19 protein-coding genes are annotated in these 23,373 nt (G+C 60.9%); 8 read left to right on the forward strand and 11 right to left on the reverse strand.

Annotation, left to right across the window (positions count from 1 at the left end):
• Positions 1-67 precede the first annotated feature (67 nt).
• The 7 genes from AB5287_RS04115 to AB5287_RS04145 form a co-directional block, all read right to left on the reverse strand.
• On the reverse strand, positions 68-1,303 hold the full coding sequence (locus tag AB5287_RS04115) for an AGE family epimerase/isomerase (RefSeq protein ID WP_015713728.1): 1,236 nt from the start codon (positions 1,301-1,303) through the stop codon (positions 68-70).
• 66 nt (positions 1,304-1,369) lie between these two features.
• The gene (locus AB5287_RS04120) at positions 1,370-2,668 is read right to left on the reverse strand and encodes a glycoside hydrolase family 125 protein (RefSeq protein ID WP_196003722.1); all 1,299 of its coding nucleotides are present in this window, start codon (positions 2,666-2,668) and stop codon (positions 1,370-1,372) included.
• Positions 2,669-2,942: 274 nt separating this feature from the next.
• Positions 2,943-3,245: a hypothetical protein gene (locus tag AB5287_RS04125; RefSeq protein ID WP_007054417.1), complete on the reverse strand. Its 303-nt coding sequence runs from the start codon at positions 3,243-3,245 to the stop codon at positions 2,943-2,945.
• 66 nt (positions 3,246-3,311) lie between these two features.
• Complete coding sequence (locus AB5287_RS04130) at positions 3,312-3,422, reverse strand: hypothetical protein (protein ID WP_007054418.1); 111 nt, start codon at positions 3,420-3,422, stop codon at positions 3,312-3,314.
• A 107-nt stretch (positions 3,423-3,529) separates the two neighbouring features.
• Positions 3,530-3,919, reverse strand: a complete 390-nt coding sequence (locus tag AB5287_RS04135) for a VOC family protein (protein ID WP_007054419.1) — start codon at positions 3,917-3,919, stop codon at positions 3,530-3,532.
• A gap of 76 nt (positions 3,920-3,995) precedes the next feature.
• Positions 3,996-4,892, reverse strand: a complete 897-nt coding sequence (locus tag AB5287_RS04140; RefSeq protein ID WP_007054420.1) for a carbohydrate kinase — start codon at positions 4,890-4,892, stop codon at positions 3,996-3,998.
• A gap of 72 nt (positions 4,893-4,964) precedes the next feature.
• On the reverse strand, positions 4,965-6,179 hold the full coding sequence (locus AB5287_RS04145) for an ROK family transcriptional regulator (protein ID WP_011067997.1): 1,215 nt from the start codon (positions 6,177-6,179) through the stop codon (positions 4,965-4,967).
• Between the two features lie 226 nt (positions 6,180-6,405).
• Here AB5287_RS04145 and AB5287_RS04150 point away from each other — a divergent pair, with 226 nt between their 5' ends.
• On the forward strand, positions 6,406-7,320 hold the full coding sequence (locus AB5287_RS04150; RefSeq protein WP_041473870.1) for an ROK family protein: 915 nt from the start codon (positions 6,406-6,408) through the stop codon (positions 7,318-7,320).
• Between the two features lie 139 nt (positions 7,321-7,459).
• Here AB5287_RS04150 and AB5287_RS04155 read toward each other — a convergent pair whose 3' ends face one another.
• Positions 7,460-8,584: an ROK family protein gene (locus AB5287_RS04155; protein ID WP_368220726.1), complete on the reverse strand. Its 1,125-nt coding sequence runs from the start codon at positions 8,582-8,584 to the stop codon at positions 7,460-7,462.
• A 337-nt stretch (positions 8,585-8,921) separates the two neighbouring features.
• Between AB5287_RS04155 and nagB the strand changes: the two genes are divergently transcribed.
• The 6 genes from nagB (at position 8,922) to AB5287_RS04185 (ending at position 17,127) form a co-directional block, all read left to right on the forward strand.
• Positions 8,922-9,734 carry a glucosamine-6-phosphate deaminase gene (gene nagB, locus AB5287_RS04160; RefSeq protein ID WP_007052563.1) on the forward strand — a complete coding sequence of 271 codons (813 nt, stop codon included), beginning with the start codon at positions 8,922-8,924 and terminating at the stop codon, positions 9,732-9,734.
• Positions 9,735-9,789: 55 nt separating this feature from the next.
• A complete protein-coding gene (locus AB5287_RS04165; protein ID WP_065444256.1) occupies positions 9,790-11,073 on the forward strand; it encodes an N-acetylglucosamine-6-phosphate deacetylase in 1,284 nt (427 codons plus the stop codon).
• Between the two features lie 279 nt (positions 11,074-11,352).
• Positions 11,353-12,987, forward strand: a complete 1,635-nt coding sequence (locus AB5287_RS04170; RefSeq protein WP_368220728.1) for an ABC transporter substrate-binding protein — start codon at positions 11,353-11,355, stop codon at positions 12,985-12,987.
• A gap of 164 nt (positions 12,988-13,151) precedes the next feature.
• Positions 13,152-14,243, forward strand: a complete 1,092-nt coding sequence (locus AB5287_RS04175; RefSeq protein ID WP_007052566.1) for an ABC transporter permease — start codon at positions 13,152-13,154, stop codon at positions 14,241-14,243.
• 1 nt (position 14,244) lies between these two features.
• On the forward strand, positions 14,245-15,414 hold the full coding sequence (locus tag AB5287_RS04180) for an ABC transporter permease (RefSeq protein ID WP_007052567.1): 1,170 nt from the start codon (positions 14,245-14,247) through the stop codon (positions 15,412-15,414).
• Positions 15,415-15,417: 3 nt separating this feature from the next.
• A complete protein-coding gene (locus tag AB5287_RS04185; protein ID WP_013410742.1) occupies positions 15,418-17,127 on the forward strand; it encodes an ABC transporter ATP-binding protein in 1,710 nt (569 codons plus the stop codon).
• A gap of 49 nt (positions 17,128-17,176) precedes the next feature.
• On the opposite strand, the gene AB5287_RS04190 is transcribed toward AB5287_RS04185, so the two are convergent.
• From AB5287_RS04190 to AB5287_RS04200, 3 genes are all read right to left on the reverse strand, one after another.
• Entirely contained in the window at positions 17,177-17,698 is a 522-nt protein-coding gene (locus tag AB5287_RS04190; RefSeq protein WP_007054427.1) for an NUDIX domain-containing protein, read from the reverse strand.
• Positions 17,699-17,746: 48 nt separating this feature from the next.
• Positions 17,747-19,342, reverse strand: a complete 1,596-nt coding sequence (locus AB5287_RS04195) for an aminopeptidase P family protein (RefSeq protein WP_015713723.1) — start codon at positions 19,340-19,342, stop codon at positions 17,747-17,749.
• A gap of 303 nt (positions 19,343-19,645) precedes the next feature.
• Positions 19,646-20,497 carry a hypothetical protein gene (locus AB5287_RS04200; RefSeq protein ID WP_007057256.1) on the reverse strand — a complete coding sequence of 284 codons (852 nt, stop codon included), beginning with the start codon at positions 20,495-20,497 and terminating at the stop codon, positions 19,646-19,648.
• 1,254 nt (positions 20,498-21,751) lie between these two features.
• On the opposite strand from AB5287_RS04200, the gene AB5287_RS04205 reads away from it, so the two are divergent.
• Entirely contained in the window at positions 21,752-23,347 is a 1,596-nt protein-coding gene (locus AB5287_RS04205; RefSeq protein ID WP_007058593.1) for a folylpolyglutamate synthase/dihydrofolate synthase family protein, read from the forward strand.
• The last annotated feature ends 26 nt before the right edge of the window (positions 23,348-23,373 follow it).

Raw genomic sequence — 23,373 nt, forward strand, 5'->3', positions numbered from 1 at the left:
TTCCACGGGGCCCAACGCCGTTGAGAAAGAGGAAGAAAAAAGGATATAGAGGCTTAGATGCTGTCGATTATTCAGCGTTCTTCACGGCCGTCGCAATGGACACGGCCGGGTCCAAGAACGGAATCAGCGTGGACTGGAAGGCGTGGTACAGGTCGGACTTGCCCGGCCAGACCGTGCCGATCACGTGGTTGTTCTTGTCAAGCTGATGGAACCAGGAACCGCCCTCGTGGTCGATGACATGCTCATCGACATACTGGGCGAATGTGGCGTACCAGTTGGCGTACATCTCCTCGCCGGTGGCCGCATACAGCGTGGCGGAAGTGTTCAACGATTCGGCCAGCGTCCAATGCATGCGATCGGTGACCACGGGCTTGCCGCTCCAGTCGGTCGTGTAGGCGAGTCCCACGGTGCCGTCGGCGTTCCATGCGTCGGCCACGGCACGCGCGAACAGATGCTCGGCGGCGTCGACGTACGGCTGTGCGCCGTCAAGGTTGGCGAAGGAGCTTAACGCCCACTGCGTGATCAAGCGGGCCCATTCGATGCCGTGACCCGGCGTGGCGCCGTACGGCTTGAACTGATCATCCTTCTTGTCGACGTTGCATTCGAGGTCCAGCGACCAATCGGACTTGAAATGTTCGGGGATGCGCCACTCGTTGTGCTTCGCCCAGCCGATCACATGATCGATGATGTGTCCGGCGCGGACGCGATAGGTGTTGTTCCCGGTGGCGTCGGCCACGGCCAGGAATGCCTCGGTGGTGTGCATGTTGGCGTTGAGACCACGGTACGGGTCGAGCTCGGTGAATTCGGTATTCCAGGTATCGACGGCCAAACCGATTTCGTCATCCCAGAAATGCTTGTCATACGTGGCAAGCGCCTCGTCAAGCAGTTCCTTGGCACCCGGACGTCCGGCCAGCAGGGCGGAGGACGCGGCGAGAATCACGAAGGCATGCGCATAGCAGACCTTGCCCGGCGCATGGGTGCCGTCCGCGAACACCTGCGGATACCAGCCGCCGTGCTCGTCGTCATGCAGAATGCCGGTCAATCCCTTGAGCGCCGCGTCGGCCAGCTCGCCCGCACCCGGGTATCCGAGCATGGCACCAATCGAATACACATGGGCCATACGGCTGGTGATCCACGTTTCGACGCCGTGGGAGGGGTCGAGGGTGCCGTCGGCGTTCAGCCAGCCGGAACCGCCATCCGGCGCTGGGAAGCCCTTGCCGAACTTCAGCAGCTCGTAGGTTTCGGAAGCCATGAAAATGCGGTTGGCTTCGGTGCCGAGCGTATACCGTGGGTTATTGGTCATAATGATTGTTCCTTTCCTTAACGAGAACATGCGGTGGGTGCGCAATGGGCATTCAGCGGGCACGTCTTAGTGTTTCACGCGAATGCCGAAATAGTCCATGACCAGTTCGCAGAACATCATATTCGACCAGCTGAACCATTCGCGCGTGTACTTGGTCGGATCATCCACGTCGACGCCTTCGTGCATGAGATGTGTACCGGCGTCGGTGGCTACAAGACGGTCGAGGATATGCGCCTTGAAGTCCTTGCTGTCGCTGGTCATCGCCTCGATAGACAGCGCGATCGGCCACACATAGCGCGGCGGGGTGTGCGGTGAGCCGATGCCCTTGAGATACTCGCCCTCGTAATAGTACGGGTTTTCGTCGCTGAGCAGCGTGCGTCGGGTCGCCAGATACGTCGGATCGTCCGGTGCGCAGTACCCCAAGTAAGGGGCCGCCATCAAGGAGGGCACATTGCTGTCGTCCATGATATTGACGTGACCCAGGCCGTCGGTCTCGAACGCGTAAATCGTCTCGCCATTGCGGTTCGTCGTTTTGGCGTGGGCTTCGATGCCTTCGGTGATGGTGCGGCGCAGCTCGCCGGCACGGGCGGCGATATCGGCGTCATCCAGAATCTCACCGCCGAAGATGCGTTCCAGATAGCCCATCACCACGGCGGCGAACATGTTCGAGGGCACCAGATAGTGGTAGGTGCAGGCGTCGTCGCTGGGGCGGAAGCCGGACCAGGTCATGCCGGTGTACGCCACCGGCGTCCCCTTGCCGTTATTGCTCAGCGATTCGGTGGGGATGTCCGTGTCGCGGATGAAGAAATACGGGGAGCGTTCATGATGCTGCTCGGTCTCGAAGACGTCAAGAATCTTCTTGACGCCGGCAATGAATTCGGCATCGAAGTGATCGGCGTTGCCGGTGTTCGCATACAGCATCCAAGCCAACTGGATGGGGTAGCACAGCGAATCCACCTCGTACTTGCGCTCCCAAAGCCAAGGGCTGGAGAAATCGGACCGGTCGTCCTTGTCCCAGGAGGCGCCGTTCGGTTCCTCGTTGAAGGCATTCGCATACGGGTCGATGATGATGTAGCGGAACTGTTGCCGTATCAGACCGGCGATCAGGTTCGCGATATCGCTGTCTTCGGCGGCAAGGGCCAGATACGGGCGCAATTGCGCGGTCGAATCACGCAGCCACATGGCCGGGATATCGCCGGTAAGCAGGAATGTGGTGCCGTCGTCATGCCGTTTGACCGTGGTGGTCAGGGTGTCGGCAAAGCAGGCATTGAAGTTCTCGGCCCAGGCGGCGTGTTCGGTGCCACACAGGTCCGTGATGTGCTGCATGAAATCCGAGACCGACTTCGGTATCGCGGTGGTCGTCATAAATTCAACTTCTTTGTTTGAGGGATATACGTATCAAGGGAACAGCATTATTCTAAACCGCTTTAGTTCATGACACGCGAAAGGATGTGAAGAGCATGAGTGTGAGCGCACCATATGAAAAACCGGTGAGATTTCCTGTTCGGAGAATCTCACCGGTTGCGGTCAGTCGATTCGTGAAGTCACACGAATGACGAACAAAGGGGGGCGGAATCAGGCCTCGTTCTTCTCGTCCATGGCCTTGAGCTGGGGCGGGGTGTACGTGTCGCGCTTGAATTCAGTCAGGAAGTACAGGCCGACGACCAACAGCTCGATGGCGGGGCAGGATGAAGGCGGTGCCGAGAAGAATCACGCAGCCGATAATCATGTAGACGGTCAGCACGCGAGTCTCGCGGACCTTCGAGAGCGGGTAGCTGGCGGAGATACGGTCCACGAAGAAGATGAAGCAGCCGAGCGCGAAGAACGCCAGGCCGGTCATGATGCCGATTTTGTAGCTGGTCTTCTTGATGAACAGCGAGGCGGGGATGGCCACGATGAAGTAGCCGGCATAGAATGCGGACTGCACGAACGCGGTCTTCATGTCGCTCAGGTCGAATACGGCCTTGAACTGGGTGATAAGAATGTCATTGAGGCTTGCGGCGATGGCCTAGAAGGCGAACAGCACCGAAGTCATTGAAAATTGCAATACTGGCGTGCGATCAAGGTAGCCGTCAGGGCTTTCCACCCACGCCACGTTCTTGGATGCGGTCTTGTCCATGATATGTATTCCCTTTTTCTCTATAAATGGACGTATGACAGATCGATCGATCAATGGATGATGACTAGTGAATAGTGATAGTCCTGTTGCCGGGTTCCATCAGGGTGTTACATGATTTGGCAGAATTCGATGACCTCGTGGTTCGGGCCCAGTACGTTGAAGTAACGGATGCCGTTGCTCCAGAAGGTGTCGATGTGCTGGATGGAGCCTTCCGCGAAGTTCAGGCCGAGCTTCTGCGCTTCAGCGAAGGACGCCTCGATATCCGTGGAATCCAGCGCGAAGTGGTTGATGGCACCGTTTTCCATCGGGGTGGGATCCATGGTCCACACCTCGAGGGTCAGGTTGTTCAGGCGCAGGAAGGTGCAGCGGTCCTCACCGTTGGGATAGATGCCGAGGCATTCGAAGCCGAGACGCTCGTAGTAGGCGATGGTGCCTTCGAGATCCGTGGTCGGAATGCCGACATGCTGGACGCCGGTGACGGTGTCACGAATGGACATGGTAACTCCTTTTTAAAACGGGATGGCTTTGCCGGTATAGGACGGCAAAGCCATCGGGAAAATAGGTGGTTTTGGATTACTTGCCGATTTCAGCCAGGTAGTCGGGCATCTCGGCCGGGTACTGCGGCCAGGCACCGGCCTGGGTGCAGACGTAGGCGGCGGTGTTGACGGCCTTGCGGTGGGCTTCGGCGAGCGTGTCGCCCAGCAGGATGCGTGCGGTGAAGGTGCCGGAGAAGGAGTCACCTGCACCCACGGTGTCGTTCACCTCGACGTGCGGAGTGTCCAGCGTGGAGACCTCGCCCTTGCGGGAGATGATGGTGGAGTAGGCGGAGCCGGCGGTCAGAATCACGTAGTCGAGGTCGAATTCCTCGAGGAACCAGCGGGAGGCGTCTTCGCCGGAGGTGCCGCGAATGTCGAACATGTCGCGCAGCAGCAGGAGTTCCTCGTCGTTGATCTTGAAGACGGTGGCCGCCTTGAGGAGTTCCTCGATAAGTTCCTTGGAGTAGTGGTCGCCGCGCAGGTTGATGTCGAAGAACTTCATCGCGCCCGGCTTGGTGTGCTTGAGCAGCTCCGTGATGGTGGCGTGCGATTCGGGGGAGCGCAGGGCCAGGGTGCCGAAGCAGACGGCGTCGGCCTTGGAGACCACGTCGATGAGCTGGCGGGTGTACAGGATGTGGTCCCAAGCCACGCCCTTGACGATGGTGTACTCCGGGATACCGTTCTTCAGTGCGACTTCGACGGTGGAGGTCGGCCAGGCGTTGCGCTGGATGACGGTGTTGATGCCGGCCTCGTCGGCCTTGGCAATCAGTTCGTCGCCGAGTTCATCCTCGCCGACCGCGCTGATGGCCCAGCCTTCGGTGCCGTTCTTCATCGCGTGGTAGGCGAAGTTGACGGGGGCGCCGCCGGCTCGCTTGCCGCTCGGCAGCATGTCCCACAGCAGTTCACCGAGGCTCAGAACGATCGGGGTAGTCATGGTTGGTTTCCTTTCCTTTGTTTCCTTTATCGGGTGTTTCGTATGGAAAATCTTGTGATGTCGGCGCTTGGTTTAGGAGACGTCGAAGAACACCGAGGGGTGTTCGAGGAATTGGGTCACTGCCACTGCTGCGGCACCGGAGACCGCCGCGTCGGCGGACAAGGTGGATAGGCTGATGGAAGTGGAGGCATTGATTTCGGGGATGGCCCGTTCGGCCACCGTGGCGCGCACCTCATCGAGCAGTATCGGGCCGGCTTCGGACACGATGTCGCCGATGATGATGTGCTCAGGATTGTATCCATTGAAGATGGTGACGCATCCGTAGCCGACGTATCGGGCGACTTCGCGGACAATGGCGATTGACGCTTCGTCGCCGTCGCCGGCTTTGGCGAACAGGGCGCGGGCGGCTTCGGTGTGGGTCATATCGGCCGCGCCGGGAACCACGGTGCCATCGGCGATGAGCATGTCGTGAATGGCGGGGGTGGAGCAGTAGCGTTCAAGGCAGCCGACGTTGCCGCAATCGCAGGGGCGGCCGTTGACGTCGATGGAGATGTGTCCGATTTCGGTGGCGGCACCGAGGAAGCCGTTGATGAGACGACCGTTGTCGATGACGCCGAGGCCCACGCCTTCGCCGACCAGATAATAGGCGAGGTTGCCGTCGGCGTGCACCGACGGGTCGAAGAGATAATGTGCGAGGGCTCCGGCGCGGGCGTCCTGTTCGATGAACACAGGCACGCGGAAAGCGGTGGCGAATTCGTCGATGAAGTTGATTTTGCGCCAGCCCTGCATGCTGGACACCACGGCGGTGCGGCCTACGTTACGCAGGTAGGGGCCGGGCACCGCCATGCCGATGGCCACAATGGACGGGTCGTTGTCAAGCAGTTGTTCGACGCGCTGGTGGATGGTGACGATGGTGTCGTTGATGGTGTTGCCGTACACCGTGGGCAGGTTTTCAAAGCTCAGGGTGTTGCCACACAGGTCGAACACGCCGATCTGCACCAGCGAGCGGGCGAATTTGATGCCGATGATGCGGAACCGCGTGGTGTCGAGTTTGAGACCGATGGAACGGCGGTTCTTGGAACCTTCCAAATCGCCGGTCTCTTCAATCATGCCGGCCTCGATAAGGCGTGCGGTGATTTTGGTGATGGCCGCGGGGGTGAGTTCCAGTGCCTTGGCGATTTGCGCGCGGGAGCTGATGCCGTTGTGATACAGGTGCTTGACGATGCGGGAGCGGTTGGATTCGGAGACACTGGCTTGGGAGGTGGCATGGGTGGTGTTTGTTGCCATCGGTCTTAAGTCCTCCTTGTCTGTACCGCTGCGAGTTGTTCCGCTCGTCTTTGAATCTGAACTTGATTAAGATATTAACGCTGTTAATTGATTGACGCAATCAATATGTCATTCGGTGTGTCGTGCATGTGAGTGTCGTCTTGGGGGAATTTGTTAAGATGGTTGTCAATAGTCGGATGCACACTGATATCAAGCGAAACGTTCGATGAAGAACAGGGGAGGACTGATGTCTGAAAACACTATGAACAATCTCAAAATCGGTGTTGACGTGGGCGGAACAAAAATCGAAGCTGTGCTGGTTGACGCAATGGGCACGGTATTGGGTTCCGCCCGTATTCCCGCCAGGCATGGCAACGATGCCGTGATCGAAGACATCGTCGCTGTAGCACATCAGGCAGCGGGTGGGCGTTTTGACGAGGTGAGGGCCATCGGTGTCGGTACCCCGGGCACGGTGGATTCGGCCAGCGGGCATGTGGGCAATATCGTGAATCTCGACGTGGTCTCGCTGGATATGGGGCCGTTGGTCTCGCAGCGTTCGGGCGTGCCGGCCCATGTGGAAAACGACGTCAATGCCGCCGCCGTCGGCGCGGCCACCGTATTGGGCGGTGCGGACGGCATGGCCGGTACCATTGCGTTCCTGAACTTCGGCACCGGACTGGCTGCGGGCATCGTCGAAAACGGCGTGCTGATGCATGGCTATAGCGGCGCGGCCGGCGAAATCGGCCATATCCCAGTCGAACCTCATCGCCTCAAGTGCCCTTGCGGGCAATACGGATGCTTGGAAACAGTCTGCTCGGGCGCATCCGTGGGGCGTCTGTGGCCCAACGCCGACCCGCCGATGCCCGACCTGATTCGTCGCGCGAAAAAGCGGGAGGCCAAGGCCGTCGATGTGCTGGACATGGTAGTGCGCGCCATCGGCGACACCATACAAATCCTGGCTCAGTCCGTTGATCCGCGACTCATCATCTTGGGCGGTGGCATGGCCAAAACCGGCGAACCATTGGTCGAGGTGATCACGGCTGAGCTGCGCCGGCGCGAATCGCAATGCCGATTCCTCGAAACGCTGGACCTGCCGGCCCGGCTGCGTCTGGCACCTGTCGGCCAACCAGTCGGAGCCATCGGTGCCGCCATGGCGGCGTAGCCTGGCATAGTGCCGGGGCATGGGAGATGAGGCCTCAGATTTGTCTCCGAGGCCCCATCTCCCACGCAGTCCTATATCGCTTTATGTCGTGCTGTGCCGCGCTTGGTCTTGCGCGTTTCGTTGCCGGGGTGACCGGCTTTTATTTGGCCAAGTGTTGGAAGACCACGGCGATGGCCTCGCCCTGTACGGTGATGTCAGGTCCGCATTCGCAGCGCCGAATCACCGTGTGTTTGTGGAAGGACGAGGATGTGGCGGCATCCAGATATTGCTGGGCCGCGCCGATGAACGTCGCGTTGATGATGTTCGGCTGGCCATAGACGCATACGTCTGCCATATCCAAAAGGCCCACAGGCATGGCCAGGGCTTGGCCAAGATAGCGGCCCGCCCGAGCAAGGATACCCTGATGCTGCTCCACGTCTGCTGCGCTGAGTTGCTTCTTCAATGCGGTTCCGGAAATCATCGTCTCCAAGCAACCGTGCTTGCCGCAAGGGCACAGCGGCCCGTCAAGATCGATGGAAATATGGCCGAGCTCGCCAGCCGCGTGCAGTTCGCCGATTACCGGCGTGTCCGAGAGCAGAATCGCCGAACCGATGCCTCTTTCGATGCGCACGAAAAGCATATTCGGCCCGCCTTGGCCAAAGAAACGTTCGGTGAGCATGGCTGCGGTGGCGTCGTTGCTGATGTTTACTTCAAGTCCGAAATGTTCGGCGATTGGCGTGGACAGGTCGAGATTGTTCCAGCCGCGCATCGTGGAGGAGCGGACCACGCCGTTGTCTACCACGCCGGGGGAGGCGACTCCGATGCCGATGACCTCGCCATCGGACATGCCCAGCATCTTCTCAATGAGCTCGATGATCACATCCACGGAAACGAATGAGCCGGTGTTCAGGGTGACTTCGGCGTGACGCAGCGGCTGGCCGAGCAGATTGGTGACTGCGCCGTGCAGCAGGTGCTCCTGCGTCAGGTCGATGCTGATGATGCGCAGTCGATCGATATCGATGCTCAGCAGTGTGCCTCGTTTGCCTTTGCCGCCGCTGGGTGCCTGACCGGTCTCGCGCAGCAATCCTTCCTCCAGCATCCGACCGACCACATCGGAAACGGCCACGCGGCTCAATCCGGTGCGTCGGCCGAGCTCGGCGCGCGAATACTGGTTGGTGGGGAACAACAACCTGAAGATAAGTTGGCGGTTCTTGCGGCGCACATCGGCGGGGGAAGCCTTGGCCGCATGGTCGTCGGTCGTTGTGTTGAGACCGAGATATGACATGTTTCCTCCTGCCTGATGGTGAGCGAGTGGACGGCGATTGTTGTTCCATACACAGCTTAGACGGTGAAGCGCAATTTCGTCGTTGAAACTGTTATGAAACTTCACTAATAAATTCCAGTGTACCTGTGTGAAGCGTCAGGAAACACCGTGAGTGTTCATAAGGTCCAAAATTGTTAGTATCATTAACAAATAGCGAATCACCAATCGGCGCTACGCCGAACGGTGGTTGGAACGCCGCGCGGCACCCGGACGTGACAAGGATGTTGCCATTATCCGCAAGACGGGCGGCGGTACAGCGACTCGCATCGGGCGGGCCGCACGGAACTGGAGGAAACCGATGCCGGAAATCATCATTGTCAAGAACGAAGCCGAGGCCGGCGAGATCTACGGCCGTTGCGTGGCGGACCTGATCAAAGCAAAGCCGGACGCCGTGCTGGGCCTGGCCACTGGCTCCAGCCCGCTGGCCGCCTATCAGGCGCTCGCCAAGATCGTCAAGGACGAGGCCATTGACGTTTCGGGCGTGCGTGGTTTCGCGCTTGACGAATACATCGGGCTGCCGCTGACCCATCCCGAGTCCTATCATGCGACCATCCATCGCACTGTGGTCGAACCGCTTGGCCTGGACCCGGCCAAGGTCCATGTGCCCGGCGACGTACTCAATGGCACTCCGCTCGAAGACGGCGACAAAGTCGCGCTGGCCGGCCCGGCCTATGATCGTGCCATCGAAGCCGCTGGCGGCATCGACGTGCAGATCCTCGGCATCGGCACCGACGGCCACGTCGGCTTCAACGAGCCCGGTTCCTCGCTGGCCTCCGGCACTCGCGTCAAGACCTTGGCCGAACAGACCCGCATCGACAACGCGCGCTTCTTCGACAACGACATCAACCAAGTGCCCACCCACTGCATCACGCAGGGTATTGGCACGATCATGAAGGCCCGTCACCTCGTGCTGCTGGCGTTCGGTGCCGGCAAGGCCGAAGCCATCGAGGAGACGGTGGAAGGCGGCGTGTCAGCGTTCTGCCCGGCTTCCGCGCTGCAGATGCACCCGCACGCCACGATTATCGTGGATGAGGAGGCCGCGTCCCGCCTGCGCCACAAGGACTACTACCGTTACGCCTACACCCACAAGCCGGCCTGGCAGGGCATCTGAGTTATCGTGTGCTGGCTCCCGCCAGCGGGAGCGCATGAGCGGTAAGGAGAACAACATGTCTGATAGGAACGAGATAGTCTCGCGCGTGACCGCGGCACTGGAGGGCAAGCCGGCTCCGGTGGCGATTCGTAACGCGCGCAAGGTGGATGCGCGCGGCGAACGGCGCGGATATTGGGTCGTCTCCGATGCCGCCGGCGTCATCATGGCGGCCGGCACGGGGGAGGGGACCTTCGAGCACTGCTGCCGCACGGTGGGGCTCGACCCGGCCGATCGCAACGCGGTCATCGACGCCGAAGGCCGTATTCTGACCCCCGGCTACGTGGACATCCACGCGCACGGCGCATGGGAGAAGAGCTTCGATGACGGGCCGGACGGCATCGACGTGGCGCGGGCCGGCCACGCCGTGCATGGCACCACGCGCCAGGTGCTCTCGCTGATCACCAACCCCGTGGACGTGATCTGCCGCAACATCCGCACCGTCCGCGCCACAATGGAGTCCGGCCGCCCCGACATCCTAGGCTGCCATCTGGAAGGCCCGTTCCTGGCCCTGGCCCGCAAGGGCGCACATGACCCGGAATGTCTCAAGGATCCGGTGCCTGACATCGTCGATAAGATGCTTGAGGCCTCCGGTGCCGACCCCGCCTCCGGCAAGCTTGGCTGCATCCGCCAGATCACCATCGCCCCCGAACTGCCCCACGGCATCTCCGCCATCCGCCAGTTCGCCGCTGCCGGCGTGGTGCCGGCCGTGGGCCACTGCGACGCCGACTACGAGACCGCCAAAGCCGGCTTCGACGCGGGCGCGGGCATCATGACCCACATGTTCAACGCGATGAACGGCCTGCATCACCGCGAACCCGGTCCGATTCCGGCCGCGGTGGAGGACCCGCGCGTCACCATCGAGCTCATCAACGACGGATTCCACGTGCAGGATCCGATGGTGAGCCTCTCCTTCCGGTTCGCGCCTCACCGCACGGCCTTCGTGACCGACGCGATGGCCGCCACCGACTGCCCGGACGGCGCCTACAAGTTGGGCGCGCTGGACGTGAACGTGGTCGGCGGGCATGCGCGCCTGGTCTCCAACGGCGCCATCGCCGGCTCCACTCTGCTGCTGGAGGTCGCCGTGCGCCGTGCGGTGTGCGAACTGGGCTTCAGCCCGGTGGACGCGGTCGAGGCGGCCACTCTGACGCCGGCCAAGGCGTTCGGCTTCGACCGGCCGAACCCGGTCACCGGGGTGCCGATCGGCCTCATCGCCCCCGGCTTCGCCGCCGATTTCAACCTTGCGGACCCGGCCGACTGGACGGTCGAACAGGTGTGGTGCGCGGGCCGCAAGCTCAAGTAGCAGTAGGCCGACCGGTTGACGAATGGAAGGCATTCGTCTACGAACATGGTCACATGGTGAGATGATAGTATATTTGTCTCACCATGTGACCGTTATTCACGTCGTAATACAAGAATCCGTAATACTGCTCGATACCGCATAAAACCGGCCTTGGTCGCCACAAGCGAAACATAAGTCGATGACTATGGAAACGCAGAGGTAACACATCCGCACCATAGTCAGGCGGTAATCCACGCCCGCAGTGATGACGTGGAAACAAGTTATGAGAGAGGATTCCTGTTGAATTCCAAGAAGATTCTGGCCGCCGCCGTCTCCGTGGCCGCCATCGCATCCCTGACCGCCTGCGGCGGCGTGAAGGATGACACCGCCGCAGGCGCCGATTCCGGCAACGCCATCATCATCGGCACCACCGATAAGATCACCAGCCTGGACCCCGCCGGCTCCTACGACAACGGTTCATACGCCGTGCAGATTCAGGTGTTCCCGTTCCTGTACGCCCAGGACTACAACACCTCCGAACTGAGCCCGGACATCGCCGCCGATGACGGTACCTGGAACGATGACGGCACCGAATTCACCGTCAAGCTCAAGGACGGCCTGAAGTTTGCCAACGGCAACGACCTGACCGCTTCCGACGTCAAGTTCTCCTACGATCGCATCAAGAAGATCAACGACCCGAACGGCCCGAGCTCCCTGCTCGCCAACGTCGAATCCGTGACCGCCAAGGACGACACCACCGTGGTGTTCAAGGATTCCGTGCCTTTTGACGTGACTCTGAAGCAGGTCATGTCCAGCCCCGCCGGCCCGATCGTCGATGAGGATACCTTCGACGCCGACAAGCTCACCGACGCCGACACCATCGTCTCCAAGAAGGCCTTTGCCGGCCCGTACACGCTGACCGCCTTCAAGATCAACGAGTCCGCCGCCTACGCCAAGAACGACTCCTACAAGGGCCTGACCCCGGCCAAGAACTCCGCCGTGCAGGTCAAGTACTTCGCCGACGCCTCCAACCTGAAGATGGCCGTCCAGCAGGGCCAGATCGACGTGGCCAACCGCTCCCTGAGCCCGACCGACATCGAGGACCTCTCCAAGGACTCCAAGGTCAAGGTCGTCAAGGGCCCGGGCGGTGAGGAGCGCTTCATCGCCTTCAACTTCAAGATTCAGCCCTACGGCGAATCCCAGCCCGACGCCGACGCCAACAAGGCCAAGGCCGTGCGCCAGGCCGTCGCCAACCTCATCGACCGCGAAGAGCTCTCCACCAAGGTCTACAAGGGCACCTACACCCCGATGTACTCCTTCATCCCGGACGGCCTGGCCGGTCACGATGACACGCTGAAGTCCGCCTACGGCGACGGCAACGGCAAGCCGAGCACCGAGAAGGCCAAGAAGGTCCTCGCCGACGCCGGCGTCACCACCCCGGTCGACCTCAAGCTCCAGTACAACAACGACCACTACGGCTCCGTCTCCGCCGACGAGTACGCTGCCCTGAAGTCCCAGCTTGAGGCAGGCGGCCTGTTCAAGGTCGACATGCAGTCCACCGAATGGACCCAGTACAACAAGGATCGTGTGGTTACCGACGATTCCGACGGTGTGTACCCGGTCTACCAGCTTGGATGGTTCCCGGACTACTCCGACCCGGACAACTACCTGTCCCCGTTCTTCCGCGATGGTAACTTCGTGAACAACGGCTACTCCAACAAGGAAGTCAACGACCTGATCGTCAAGCAGGCCGGCGAGAAGGACGAGTCCGCTCGTGGAGACATCCTCAAGCAGATTCAGAAGCTCGAGACCGAAGACCTCTCCACCATCCCGCTGCTGCAGGGTGCCCAGGTCGCCGTCACCGGCACCTCCGTGAAGGGTGTCACCCTCGACGCTTCCTTCCGCTTCCGCTATGCCTCCGTCACCAAGGGCTGATCCAGCATGAGCTCCCCTCTTTGAGGGGGGAGCTGTCTGCCGACGGCAGACTGAGGGGAGCCCAACTCGTATGACTCCCCTCAGTCGGCTTCGCCGCCAGCTCCCCTCGGAGAGGGGAGCCTTTATTGCTTTATATACCGATTACCAACACCAAGGAGCATCGCGTGTCAGACAGCGCCATAGCGACCTCCAGCACCACTCCGGCGAAAGCCAAGACGAAGAAGAACCGACTGTCAGGTAGTTTCTTCCGCTTCGTGCTGACGAGGTTCCTTCTCATTATTCCCACCGTTTTCATTCTGGTCACCATCGTGTTCTTCGTGATGCGCGCCACCGGCGACCCGATTTCCGCCGCCTTGGGCGGCCGCCTGACACCCGCCGAACTCCAGCAGCGCATCCACGCGGCCGGCTATGACCGCCCGCTGATTGTGCAATACGTCGACTATCTTGGCGGCCTGCTGCACGGCGACCTCGGCACGACGCTGACCGATAACCAGCCGGTGATCAGCATTCTTACGCACTACGGCGCCGCCACATTCGAACTGGCCTTCCTCGCCCTGATTGTGGCGCTGATTGTCGGCATCGGCCTAGGCCGACTCGCCGCCCGCAAACGCGACCGTGCCGCCGACGCCGGCATCCGCACCTTCGCCATCCTGTGCTACGCCACCCCGGTGTTCTTCCTCGGCCTCGTGCTGAAGCTCATCTTCGCTGTCTGGCTCAACATCCTTCCAGCCTCCGGCCGCTCCGACCTGAACTCCGAAATGCAGTTCACCCGTCTGGTATCGCCGACTGGCTTCTACATCATCGACGCCATCCAGCTCGGCGACATGAACGTGCTCGTCGACGTGCTGCGCCACGCCGTGCTGCCGGCCGTCGCCCTAGGCCTCCTGACCGCCGGCGTGTTCATCCGTCTGGTACGCACCAACGTCATCTCCACCTACAATTCCGGCTACGTCGAGGCTGCCCGCTCGCGCGGCGTCTCCGAAAAGCGCCTGCTCAACAAGCACGCCTGGCGACCGGCCCTGATCCCGATCATCACCGTCATGGGCATGCAGATCGCCCTGATGCTCGCCGGTGCGGTCCTGACCGAAACCACCTTCGAATGGAAGGGCCTGGGCTTCATGCTGTCCCAGTACCTGAAGGCCCGTGACTTCGTGGCCGTGCAGGGCATCGTGATCCTTATCGCCATCATCGTGGCCGTCGTCAACTTCCTCGTCGACGTCATCGCCGCGCTTATCGACCCGAGAGTGAGGTACTGAGATGACCACCGCATCCCAAGACAAGATCACCGTCCCCGGTGACGACCGCCTTACCAAGCTCAACGTCAGCACCAAGACGCCGTTCTGGACCAAGATCCCGATCATCAAGGAACTGCGCGTGGCGGTCGGCTGGCAGAAGGGCATGCTGATCACCGGTCTCGCGATCACCGCGTTCTTCCTGCTCGTGGCCCTCTTCGCCCCGCTGATCGCCCCCTACGGCCACGCCCAGATCAAGGCCGCCGACGGCACGTCCTTCCCGGCGCAGGCCGCACCCTCCGCCGAACACATCTGGGGCACCACCGCCGCCGGATTCGACGTGTTCTCCCGTGTGGTGTGGGGCGCACGCACCGCCGTCATCGCCATCGTCGTGGCCGTGCTGCTCTCCATCTTCGCCGGCGTGCTGCTCGGCCTGGTCTCCGGCTACTACGGTGGCTGGGTGGACCGCATTCTGGTGATGATCGCCGACGCCGTCTACTCCTTCCCCTCGCTGCTGCTCGCCATTCTGATGGCCATCATGATCTCCCACGGCCAGTCCGGCCTGTGGAGCGGCATTCTGGCTTCCGGCATCTCCATCACCGTGGTGTACATCCCGCAGTATTTCCGCACAATTCGCGCCGAAGTGATCCGCATCAAGGAATCCGCGTATGTCGAGTCCGCGCGCGTGGTCGGCGCCTCCACCTGGCGCATCATGACCAAGCACCTGTTCAAGAACTCCACCCGCACGTTGCCGGTGATCCTGACGCTGAACTCGTCCGAAGCCATCCTGACCCTCGCCGGCCTGGGCTTCCTCGGCTTCGGCATCGAGCCGACCGCCGCCGCCGAATGGGGCTACGACCTGAACCGCTCGGTTTCCGACGTGACCGCCGGCATCTGGTGGACTGCCGTGTTCCCGGGCATCGCCATCGTGCTCATCGTGCTCGGCATCACGCTCGTGGGCGAATCGCTCAACGATCTGGCCGACCCGCGTCTGCGCGCCCGCAAGTCCGCCGGCGAAGTGGTCGGATCGATCGAAGACACGTCCGTCGACCCAAACGAGAAGCCGACCGCACGCAACGAGGTGATTGCCGAACTCGACGCGAACGTCGACCCGCCGGCCACCGTCACCGACCATGACCCGACCATCGTCGCCTCCGAATGGACCGGCGAGGGCAAGCCGGAAGGCAAGGAGTGAGAGATGAGCGAAAACAACAAGAATCTCGCCGATATCAAGGACCTGTCCGTCTCCTTCATGACCGACGCCGGCTCCATCAAGGCCGTCGAGGACGTGAACTTCACCATTCCGCGCAAGACCGTGGTCGGCGTGGTCGGCGAATCCGGTTCCGGCAAGTCCGTGACCGCGCGCTCCATCATCAAGCTGCTGCCGGAGACGGCCACCACCTCCGGTGCCGTCTACCTGTCCAAGCGCGATGGTTCCGATTCGCTGGACGTGCTCTCCCTGAGCGGCGAACAGCTGCGCGAAGTGCGTGGTTCCGAGGCCGCGATGGTGTTCCAGGAGCCCAATTCGGTGCTGAACCCGGTGTACACCATCGGCTGGCAGATTGAAGAGGGCCTGCGCGCCCACGGCATGAAGGACAAGAAGGAACTGCGCGCCAAGGCCATCAACATCCTGAAGAAGGTCGGCATCCCGGATGCCGAAACCCGCGTGGACTACTACCCGCACCAGTTCTCCGGCGGCCAGAAGCAGCGCATCGTCATCGCCATGGCGTTGGTGCTGAACCCAGGTCTGATTCTGGCCGACGAGCCTACCACTGCCCTCGACGTGACCGTGCAAGCCGAAATTCTCGACCTGCTGCGCCTCGCCCGTGACGAGTTCGACGCCTCCGTGCTCATCATCACCCACAACATGGGCGTGATCGCGGACATCGCCGACCAGGTGGTCGTCATGTACCGCGGCCACGTGGTCGAACAGGGCGACGTGGAGCAGATCTTCTACCATCCGAAGGACGACTACACCAAGCGACTGCTGGGTGCCGTGCCGCGCATCGGTCAGAAGCTGGTCGTGCGCGACCGCGAGGACAAGCCGATCGAGCGCAAGGCCGATTGGCGCGAACAGCCGATCGCCGTCGAGGCCAAGAACCTGACCATCACGTACCCGGGCCATCTCATGCAGCCCGACTTCAAGGCCGTGGACGGCGCGAACTTCACCATCCACCGCTCCGAAGTGCTGGGCCTGGTGGGCGAGTCCGGTTCCGGCAAGTCCACCACCGGCCGTGCCATCGCCGGCCTGCAGAAGGTGTCCGGCGGCTCCCTGAACGTGCTCGGCATCGAGATGAACGGCGTCAAGGAGCGTGACTTCAAGCCCAAGCGCGCGGACATTGGTTTCGTGTTCCAGGATCCGGGCTCCTCGTTCAACCCGCTGATGACCATCGCGGAGAATGTGGCCGAGCCGCTGCTCGTGCACCGCAAGTACGGTTCTGTGGCCGATGCCAAGAACTATGTGGGCGACCTGCTGGAGATGGTCCAGCTGCCGCGCGCCTACATGAACCGTTTCCCGCATGAGCTGTCCGGCGGCCAGCGCCAGAGGGCGTCTTTGGCGCGTGGTTTGGCGTTGAAGCCGTCGCTGCTGATCGCCGATGAGCCGACTTCTGCATTGGACGTGTCGGTGCAGGCCAAGGTGTTGGAGCTGTTCAAGCGACTGCAGGCGGAAATCGGCTTCGCGTGCCTGTTCATCACCCATGATTTGGCGGTGGTCGACATGCTTGCCGACCGCATCATGGTGATGCATAAGGGCCAGATCGTGGAGCACGGCGATGCCGGCCAGATTATGCAGCACCCGGAGAACCCGTACACCAAGAAGCTGCTGGCCTCCCTGCCCGTGCCCGACCCGCGCGAACAGCAGCAACACCGCGCCCACCTCCACGAGCTCCTAGCCCAAGAGGCGTAATCGCATAGCATTGGAGCTCCCTCGTCAGAGGGAGCTAACTTTATATCCGCTAGTACTGCTGCCCATCGAACTGGAACAGGGCGTGGGCGTCGCCGTGCTTTTTGTTCTCGATGTAAGTATGGAACAGCTCCAGCCGCTCGCTCGTGCTGGCCGCCAGGGGAGTGGGCAGGTCATCCAGATCGAACCAACCGACGCTCAGGCTTTCCTCGTCGCCCACGAATGGTTCGGCATTGCCGCCGGGCTTCAGGGCGCACAGGAACGAATGATCCATGTACATGGTGTTGTCGCCATTGGCGTAGGTCAGCACCTTGTCTGACGAGGTGACGGCCACCAAATCGGTGACGAGGGCATCGATGCCCGTTTCCTCCTTGATTTCGCGCACCACCGTGTCCGCCGGCTGTTCGCCCGGCTCGTTGATGCCATAGACCATCGCCCATTCGCCCGTGTCCGAACGACGGCCCAACAGCAGTTGACCATGTTCGTTCAGTACACAACCGGTCACGCCATTGAGCCACAACAGATCATGGCCGATCTTCTTACGCAATTCCAACACAAATTCCGGAGTGGACACATTGCCTCCTTAGTAGAAAAGAAGCTCCCTCATCAGAGGGAGCTTAGGTTACTTCGCTTGGGCAGCCTGCTCGGCCATCCAGGCTTCGACGTCGTCGATCTGCTTCGGGATGCCGGCGGAAATCCATTCGGGGCCGTTCTCGGTCATGAGCACGTCGTCCTCGATGCGGATGCCGATGCCGCGGTATTCCGGTGGAATCAGCAGGTCGTCTTCGCGGAAGTACAGACCGGGCTCGATGGTGAAGATCATGCCGGGCGTGATCTTCGCGCCCTGATAGGACTCGAAACGGGCCTGCGCGCAATCATGCACATCAAGACCCAAGTGGTGGGCCACGCCGCAGGCGAGCCAACGGCGGTGCTGCTGGCCTTGCGGGGACAGCGACTCCTCGACGCTCACCGGCAGCAGACCCCAATCGTGCAGACGCTCGGCGATCACACGCATGCAGGCGTGGTGGATGTCGGAGTAGGTGGCACCCGGCTTGGCGGCTTCGAAACCGGCCTGCTGCGAGTCGAGCACGGCCTGGTACAGACGCTTCTGGAAGTCGGTGAACTTGCCGTTGGTCGGGAAGGTGCGGGTGATGTCGGCCGTGTACAGGGAATCGACCTCAACGCCGGCATCCACCAGCAGCATGTCGCCGGTCTTCACCACACCGGTGTTGCGCATCCAGTGCAGAATCGGGGCGTGGGGGCCGGAAGCCACGATGGAGTCGTAACCGACGGCGTTGCCCAGTTCACGGGACACGGCGTTGAACGCGCCTTCGAGGATACGCTCGGAGCGCGGCTTGTCGAGCGCGGCCGGCAGTGCGGAGAGCAGACGGTCGAAGCCATGCTTGGTGGCGTCCACGGCCTTGCGCATTTCGTTGATTTCGTAGCCGTCCTTGACCATGCGTGCCTCGGCGGCGAACTCGTGCAGCTTGTCGTCGGATGCGGAGTTCTTGTCCGGATCGGCGAAACCGTTGGCCTTGCGGATGGATTCAACCATCGAAGTGATTTGCGGGTCGGTTTCGCTGACCACGCGCACGCGTACGGCGCCGGCTTCGGCACCCACGTCCTTGGACAGGGCGTCGGCCAGCTGGGCGATGTCGTGGGTTTCGATGCCGGTCATCGCCTGCATCTCCTTGAGACCGGCACGCGGGCCAACCCAGTATTCGCCGTAGTGGGCGGACATGAAGAAGTCCTCGGTGGAGTTGTCGGCGCGCGGCGCCACGAACAGTTCCGGAGTGTGCGTCTTGCCGGCGGCGGCTTCGGGGGAGTCGGGGTCGACCGGGTTCAGGACCAGCACGGCGCCGGCCTCGTAATCGGAACCCAGACCGGTGTAGTAGGCGAACGTGGTGTCCGGGCGGAACATGTAATCGCAATCATTGTTGCGCACCTTCGGCTGGCCGGCCGGAATGACCAGACGTTCGCCCGGGAAGGCCTTGCCCAGCGCCTCAAGGCGGGCTGGCGTGAACTTGGAGGATTCGAGAGGATTGATCTCCGGATCATCGTCGGCCCAGCCGGACTTCATGAACTCCTTGAATGCGGCCGACTGCGGGCGCAGCGAGCGGTTGTTCACGCGGTCGCTCATCGACTGGTTCGCGCCCGGTGCCGTAGCGCGCTCTTCGGCCTCGTATTCCTTGTCCTTGGCGGTGATCACTTCACCCATTGCCACTCTCCTGTATGTAGTTGTTGTCGAATCATCGATTCCCACCTCATATTAGTCGGCTTTATGCGATGTGCCACGATTGACGGCTGACGGTAAAACCAAGTACGGAATTTGGACGGTCTTCCGGACATGCCCATATGGCGAGTGCGGCGGGCTGGAATGCGGGCCCGTTTATTGTTCTCGGTAGGGAAGGAGAGGGGCATGGGCTTGGGCTGGAGCTTGCCGATTGATATTGACATATTCTGTGGGCTGAATCCATGTGAACCCATGCGATGAAGGTTTATCGCGTCGCGGGACTCACTGCTATGCGGAGGTCTCCACCTGAGGCACCCCGGCTTTGATCAGTTTTACCCGCAGCGGAGTACGTTCGATGACGTCGGCGTATGTGAAATGGACGATTTCGGTGGCACCGGCTCGTTTCAGTCCCTCGTCGCGTGCGCGTTCCTTGGCCACCACCTCCTGAATGCTGCGGTTATCGGTCATGGCTGGGTCCACGTATTTTTGTGTGCCGTCGTATTCGGCCACTATCACGCGCCCGTCATCGAGCTTCCATACGAAATCAACGCGGTACTCGGTATTCGTCTGTGGGTCGGTCACCGTTACCTGAATACGCGGCGTGAGGAAGCGATCTTCGATGATGGTGCCTCGCGCGAGGGATTCTCCGCCATTCTCGCTCCTTTCGTTTGCATAGCGCAGCAGGCGGAATACTCGGGCATAATCGATTCTCCATTGAACGCAGTCGGCGGCTATCTCTTCCTTGGTTATTCCCTTGGCAAGGGCCGAGTCAAAGATCGGTAACGCAAACCGAAAATCAAGGTCTATAGCGGCCTCGACCAAGGTTCTAGCCGGTGATATCAGGGATAGGCCGGAGGCCTCGTAATGTGTCTTCGGATTGTTCATATCGGGCATATAGACATGTCGTAAGCGCTGATGGCATTGACGAGATCCATGATCGGAAGTCACGATGGTTATGCAGTCATCATGCAAATGCCATTGATGTTCGAATCCATAGGCACTTACTGCCACCAAGCCGCCAAAAACCCACTGAGGATGCTCTTGCGCAAGAGCGCGGGCTATATGCAACGTTCGCTCCGGCGGCGTCAAACCATCCCAGTATGCAGTATTTGCATAAAGACTGGGAATGCCGTCATACACTTTCAACAACTCACCACTCTGGGCACGGCGGCGTAGAGCGGTCTGTTCCGCTTCATTTCTTGAATAGACGCATCTCAGCTCATTCTGCGCGGCTGATATGAGCGAGGCCACTGCTTTGTGTGTCTTCATGACGTCGAGCGTAGCCGGAACGAAGCAGCGTAAGTATGAATTTCAGCCATTGTGGTTCTAGCCTCGGAGCTTGGCTGTCTTGGAGCGAGATACTCCCGATAATTTCAAGGTATTAGGCCGCTAATTCGGAATAGTGGATAACACACAAAACTTATCCACCATCAGTAATGTCATTCGAACAACGTGCTTTGGGGATTCGAACAAGATATCATCGGCGAAGGCGGATGTAGCTGGTAGAGGGCGGCGAATTGACGGTTAACGGTGCTTATGCTTTGTACGCCGTCGGTGCTGGTTCAGATATTGGCTGGCTTCTGTCTGAGTGTGGAATCTAGCGTCGGCGTGAGTCCAATGGTTGTATCGGGGCCGACGATTTGCTGCAATTTATTGGCGGCATAGATCCAGGGCTTGGACGGCTGCCGACGGTGAGAGCAGTCATAACAGTGAATGAGCCTCTGCGAGTTCAAAAGATGATGTAGAGGACGTTTGTGAGAGTCGTTTCCGGGGCAAGACATGGTCGATTGACGACATTGAAATTTCTCAACGACGGCAGAATGGCATGCCTTGGCGAGGAGACGACACTGAGAGGCGATGGAGTCGGGATTAATCCAGGTTTTGGCCAGCCACCGACTCGCAAGAGCATCATAGCGTCGGTGTACCGCCAGAAGCTGGCACTGTACCGACGCTGAATAGCATCAGCGTCGCCGGACATACAAGTTTTGGATTGCAGCCGACTAAGAATGAGATGCCGACGGCAAGAGCCGCATTGCAACTATATGAGACGGCTTCACTGTGCGTGGCTGCAGGTAGAGACTGCCCGCGCGGCGGCGACATATGAGACGGTTTCACTGTGCGCGCACGATAAACCACCCCGGCGGCTAGGATAGAGGGAATTGAGGGAGTGCGGCTCCACGCGTGAAGGCAAGAATCCCGAATCATGCAGAGCAAACCTGTGCAAGGGGAGCTTCCTGCGCATGCGGAAGCGGAATATATGCGGGCATGCGTAGACATGACGAGAATGGCGCGAACACGTAAGTGGCATACGCACTCCGAACGGCGCAACAGCAACACGAGCAGAGGTTAGAAGAGGATATGTCATTCGAGCATCCGAATCGGAACAATGAGAGCATGCGGGACGTCGAACTGGACATCATGAGCCGCCCGCCGGAGCATAACACCACCAATCTGGATCTCGACCGGATGAACCTGATGCTCGACATCCTGGGCCACCCGGAGCAGTCGTTCCGCGTGATTCATATCACCGGCACCAACGGCAAAGGCTCCACCGCACGCATGGCCGAGGCCATCTGCCGTGCCTACGGTATGCGCACCGGCCTGTACACGTCGCCGCATCTGGAGAAGATCAACGAGCGTATCGCCATCGACGGCCAGCAGCTGTCCGACGACGATTTCATCGACATCTGGGATCAGACCAAGGATCTCGTGGCCCTGGTGGACGCCAAGATGGAGGAGCAAGGCAAGCCGAAGATGAGCTTCTTCGAGGTGCTCACCGCCATGGCCATCTGGAAGTTCGCCGACACGCCCGTGGACGTGGCCATCGTCGAGGTCGGCATGGGAGGCCTGTGGGACGCCACCAACGTGCTCAACGCGGATGCGGCCATCATCGGCCCGGTGGACATGGACCACATGCAGTGGCTGGGCGACACCGTCGAACAGATCGCCACCGAGAAGGCCGGCATCATCAAGCCGAACTGCACCGCCATCATCGGCCCGCAGCCGCATGAGGAAGCCGTCATGCCGATTCTCGCCGAAGCCGCCGAACGCAACCACGCCATGCTCGTGCGCGACGGCTACGAAATGACCGTGTCCGACCGTATGGCCGCAGTCGGCGGCCAGGTCGCCACCCTGACCACGCCCAACGGCACTTACGAGGGCGTGCCGATCGCCAAGTTCGGCGAGCATCAGGCCCACAACGCGCTTGCCGCGCTTGCCGCCTCTGAAGTGGTGATTCCGGTCAACGGTCCGCTGGACGGCGACTTGGTGGGCGAGGCGTTGAGCTCGGTCAAGATTCCCGGACGCATCGAACAGATCCGCACCTCACCGACCATCATTCTGGATGGCGGACACAACGTGAATGCCGCCGAAGCCCTGCGCAAGGCCATCGAGGAAAGCTACGACTTCAAGCAGCTGGTCGGTGTGGTCGCCATGATGCGCGACAAGCAGGTCGAGGAATATCTGGGTGTTCTGGAGCCGATCCTGAGCTCCGTGGTGGTCACCGAGAATTCGTGGCGCGAGCGTGTGATGCCGGCCGACGAGCTTGAGAAGATTGCCGTGGACGTGTTCGGTCGTGACCGTGTGATCAAGGAAGCGAACCTGCCTGACGCGATTCAGACCGCCGTCAATATGGTCGATGCCGAGGACGAGCTGGGCGTGGGCTACGGCCACGGCGTGCTTATCTGCGGCAGCTTCGTCACCGCCGGCGACGCACGCCTGATGCTTGAGGAGCATGCCAGCCCCACGATGAGGCAGGCTATGGCCGTTCATCAGCCGGCGGTTGACCCGGACGATTCGGATCAGCCGGCAGACAAGGCCGAGGATGAGGCCGCCGACAACCTCGAGGATTCGGTGAGCCCGGACGACTTCGACGTGTTCGACGTCCTCGGCCTCGGCAAGGAACAGGCCAGTGACGCCGGTAACGCCGGCACCGGCACGGCCAGCGCCGACACAGGCGCCGTCACCGACGATTCCGCCGACGTCCGGTAACCCGCATCCAAGGCATATCGGATACC

Origin of the sequence: Bifidobacterium sp. RTP21102st3_E2_RTP21102_210122, assembly GCF_040916945.1 — a bacterium.
GTDB lineage: Bacteria > Actinomycetota > Actinomycetes > Actinomycetales > Bifidobacteriaceae > Bifidobacterium > Bifidobacterium longum.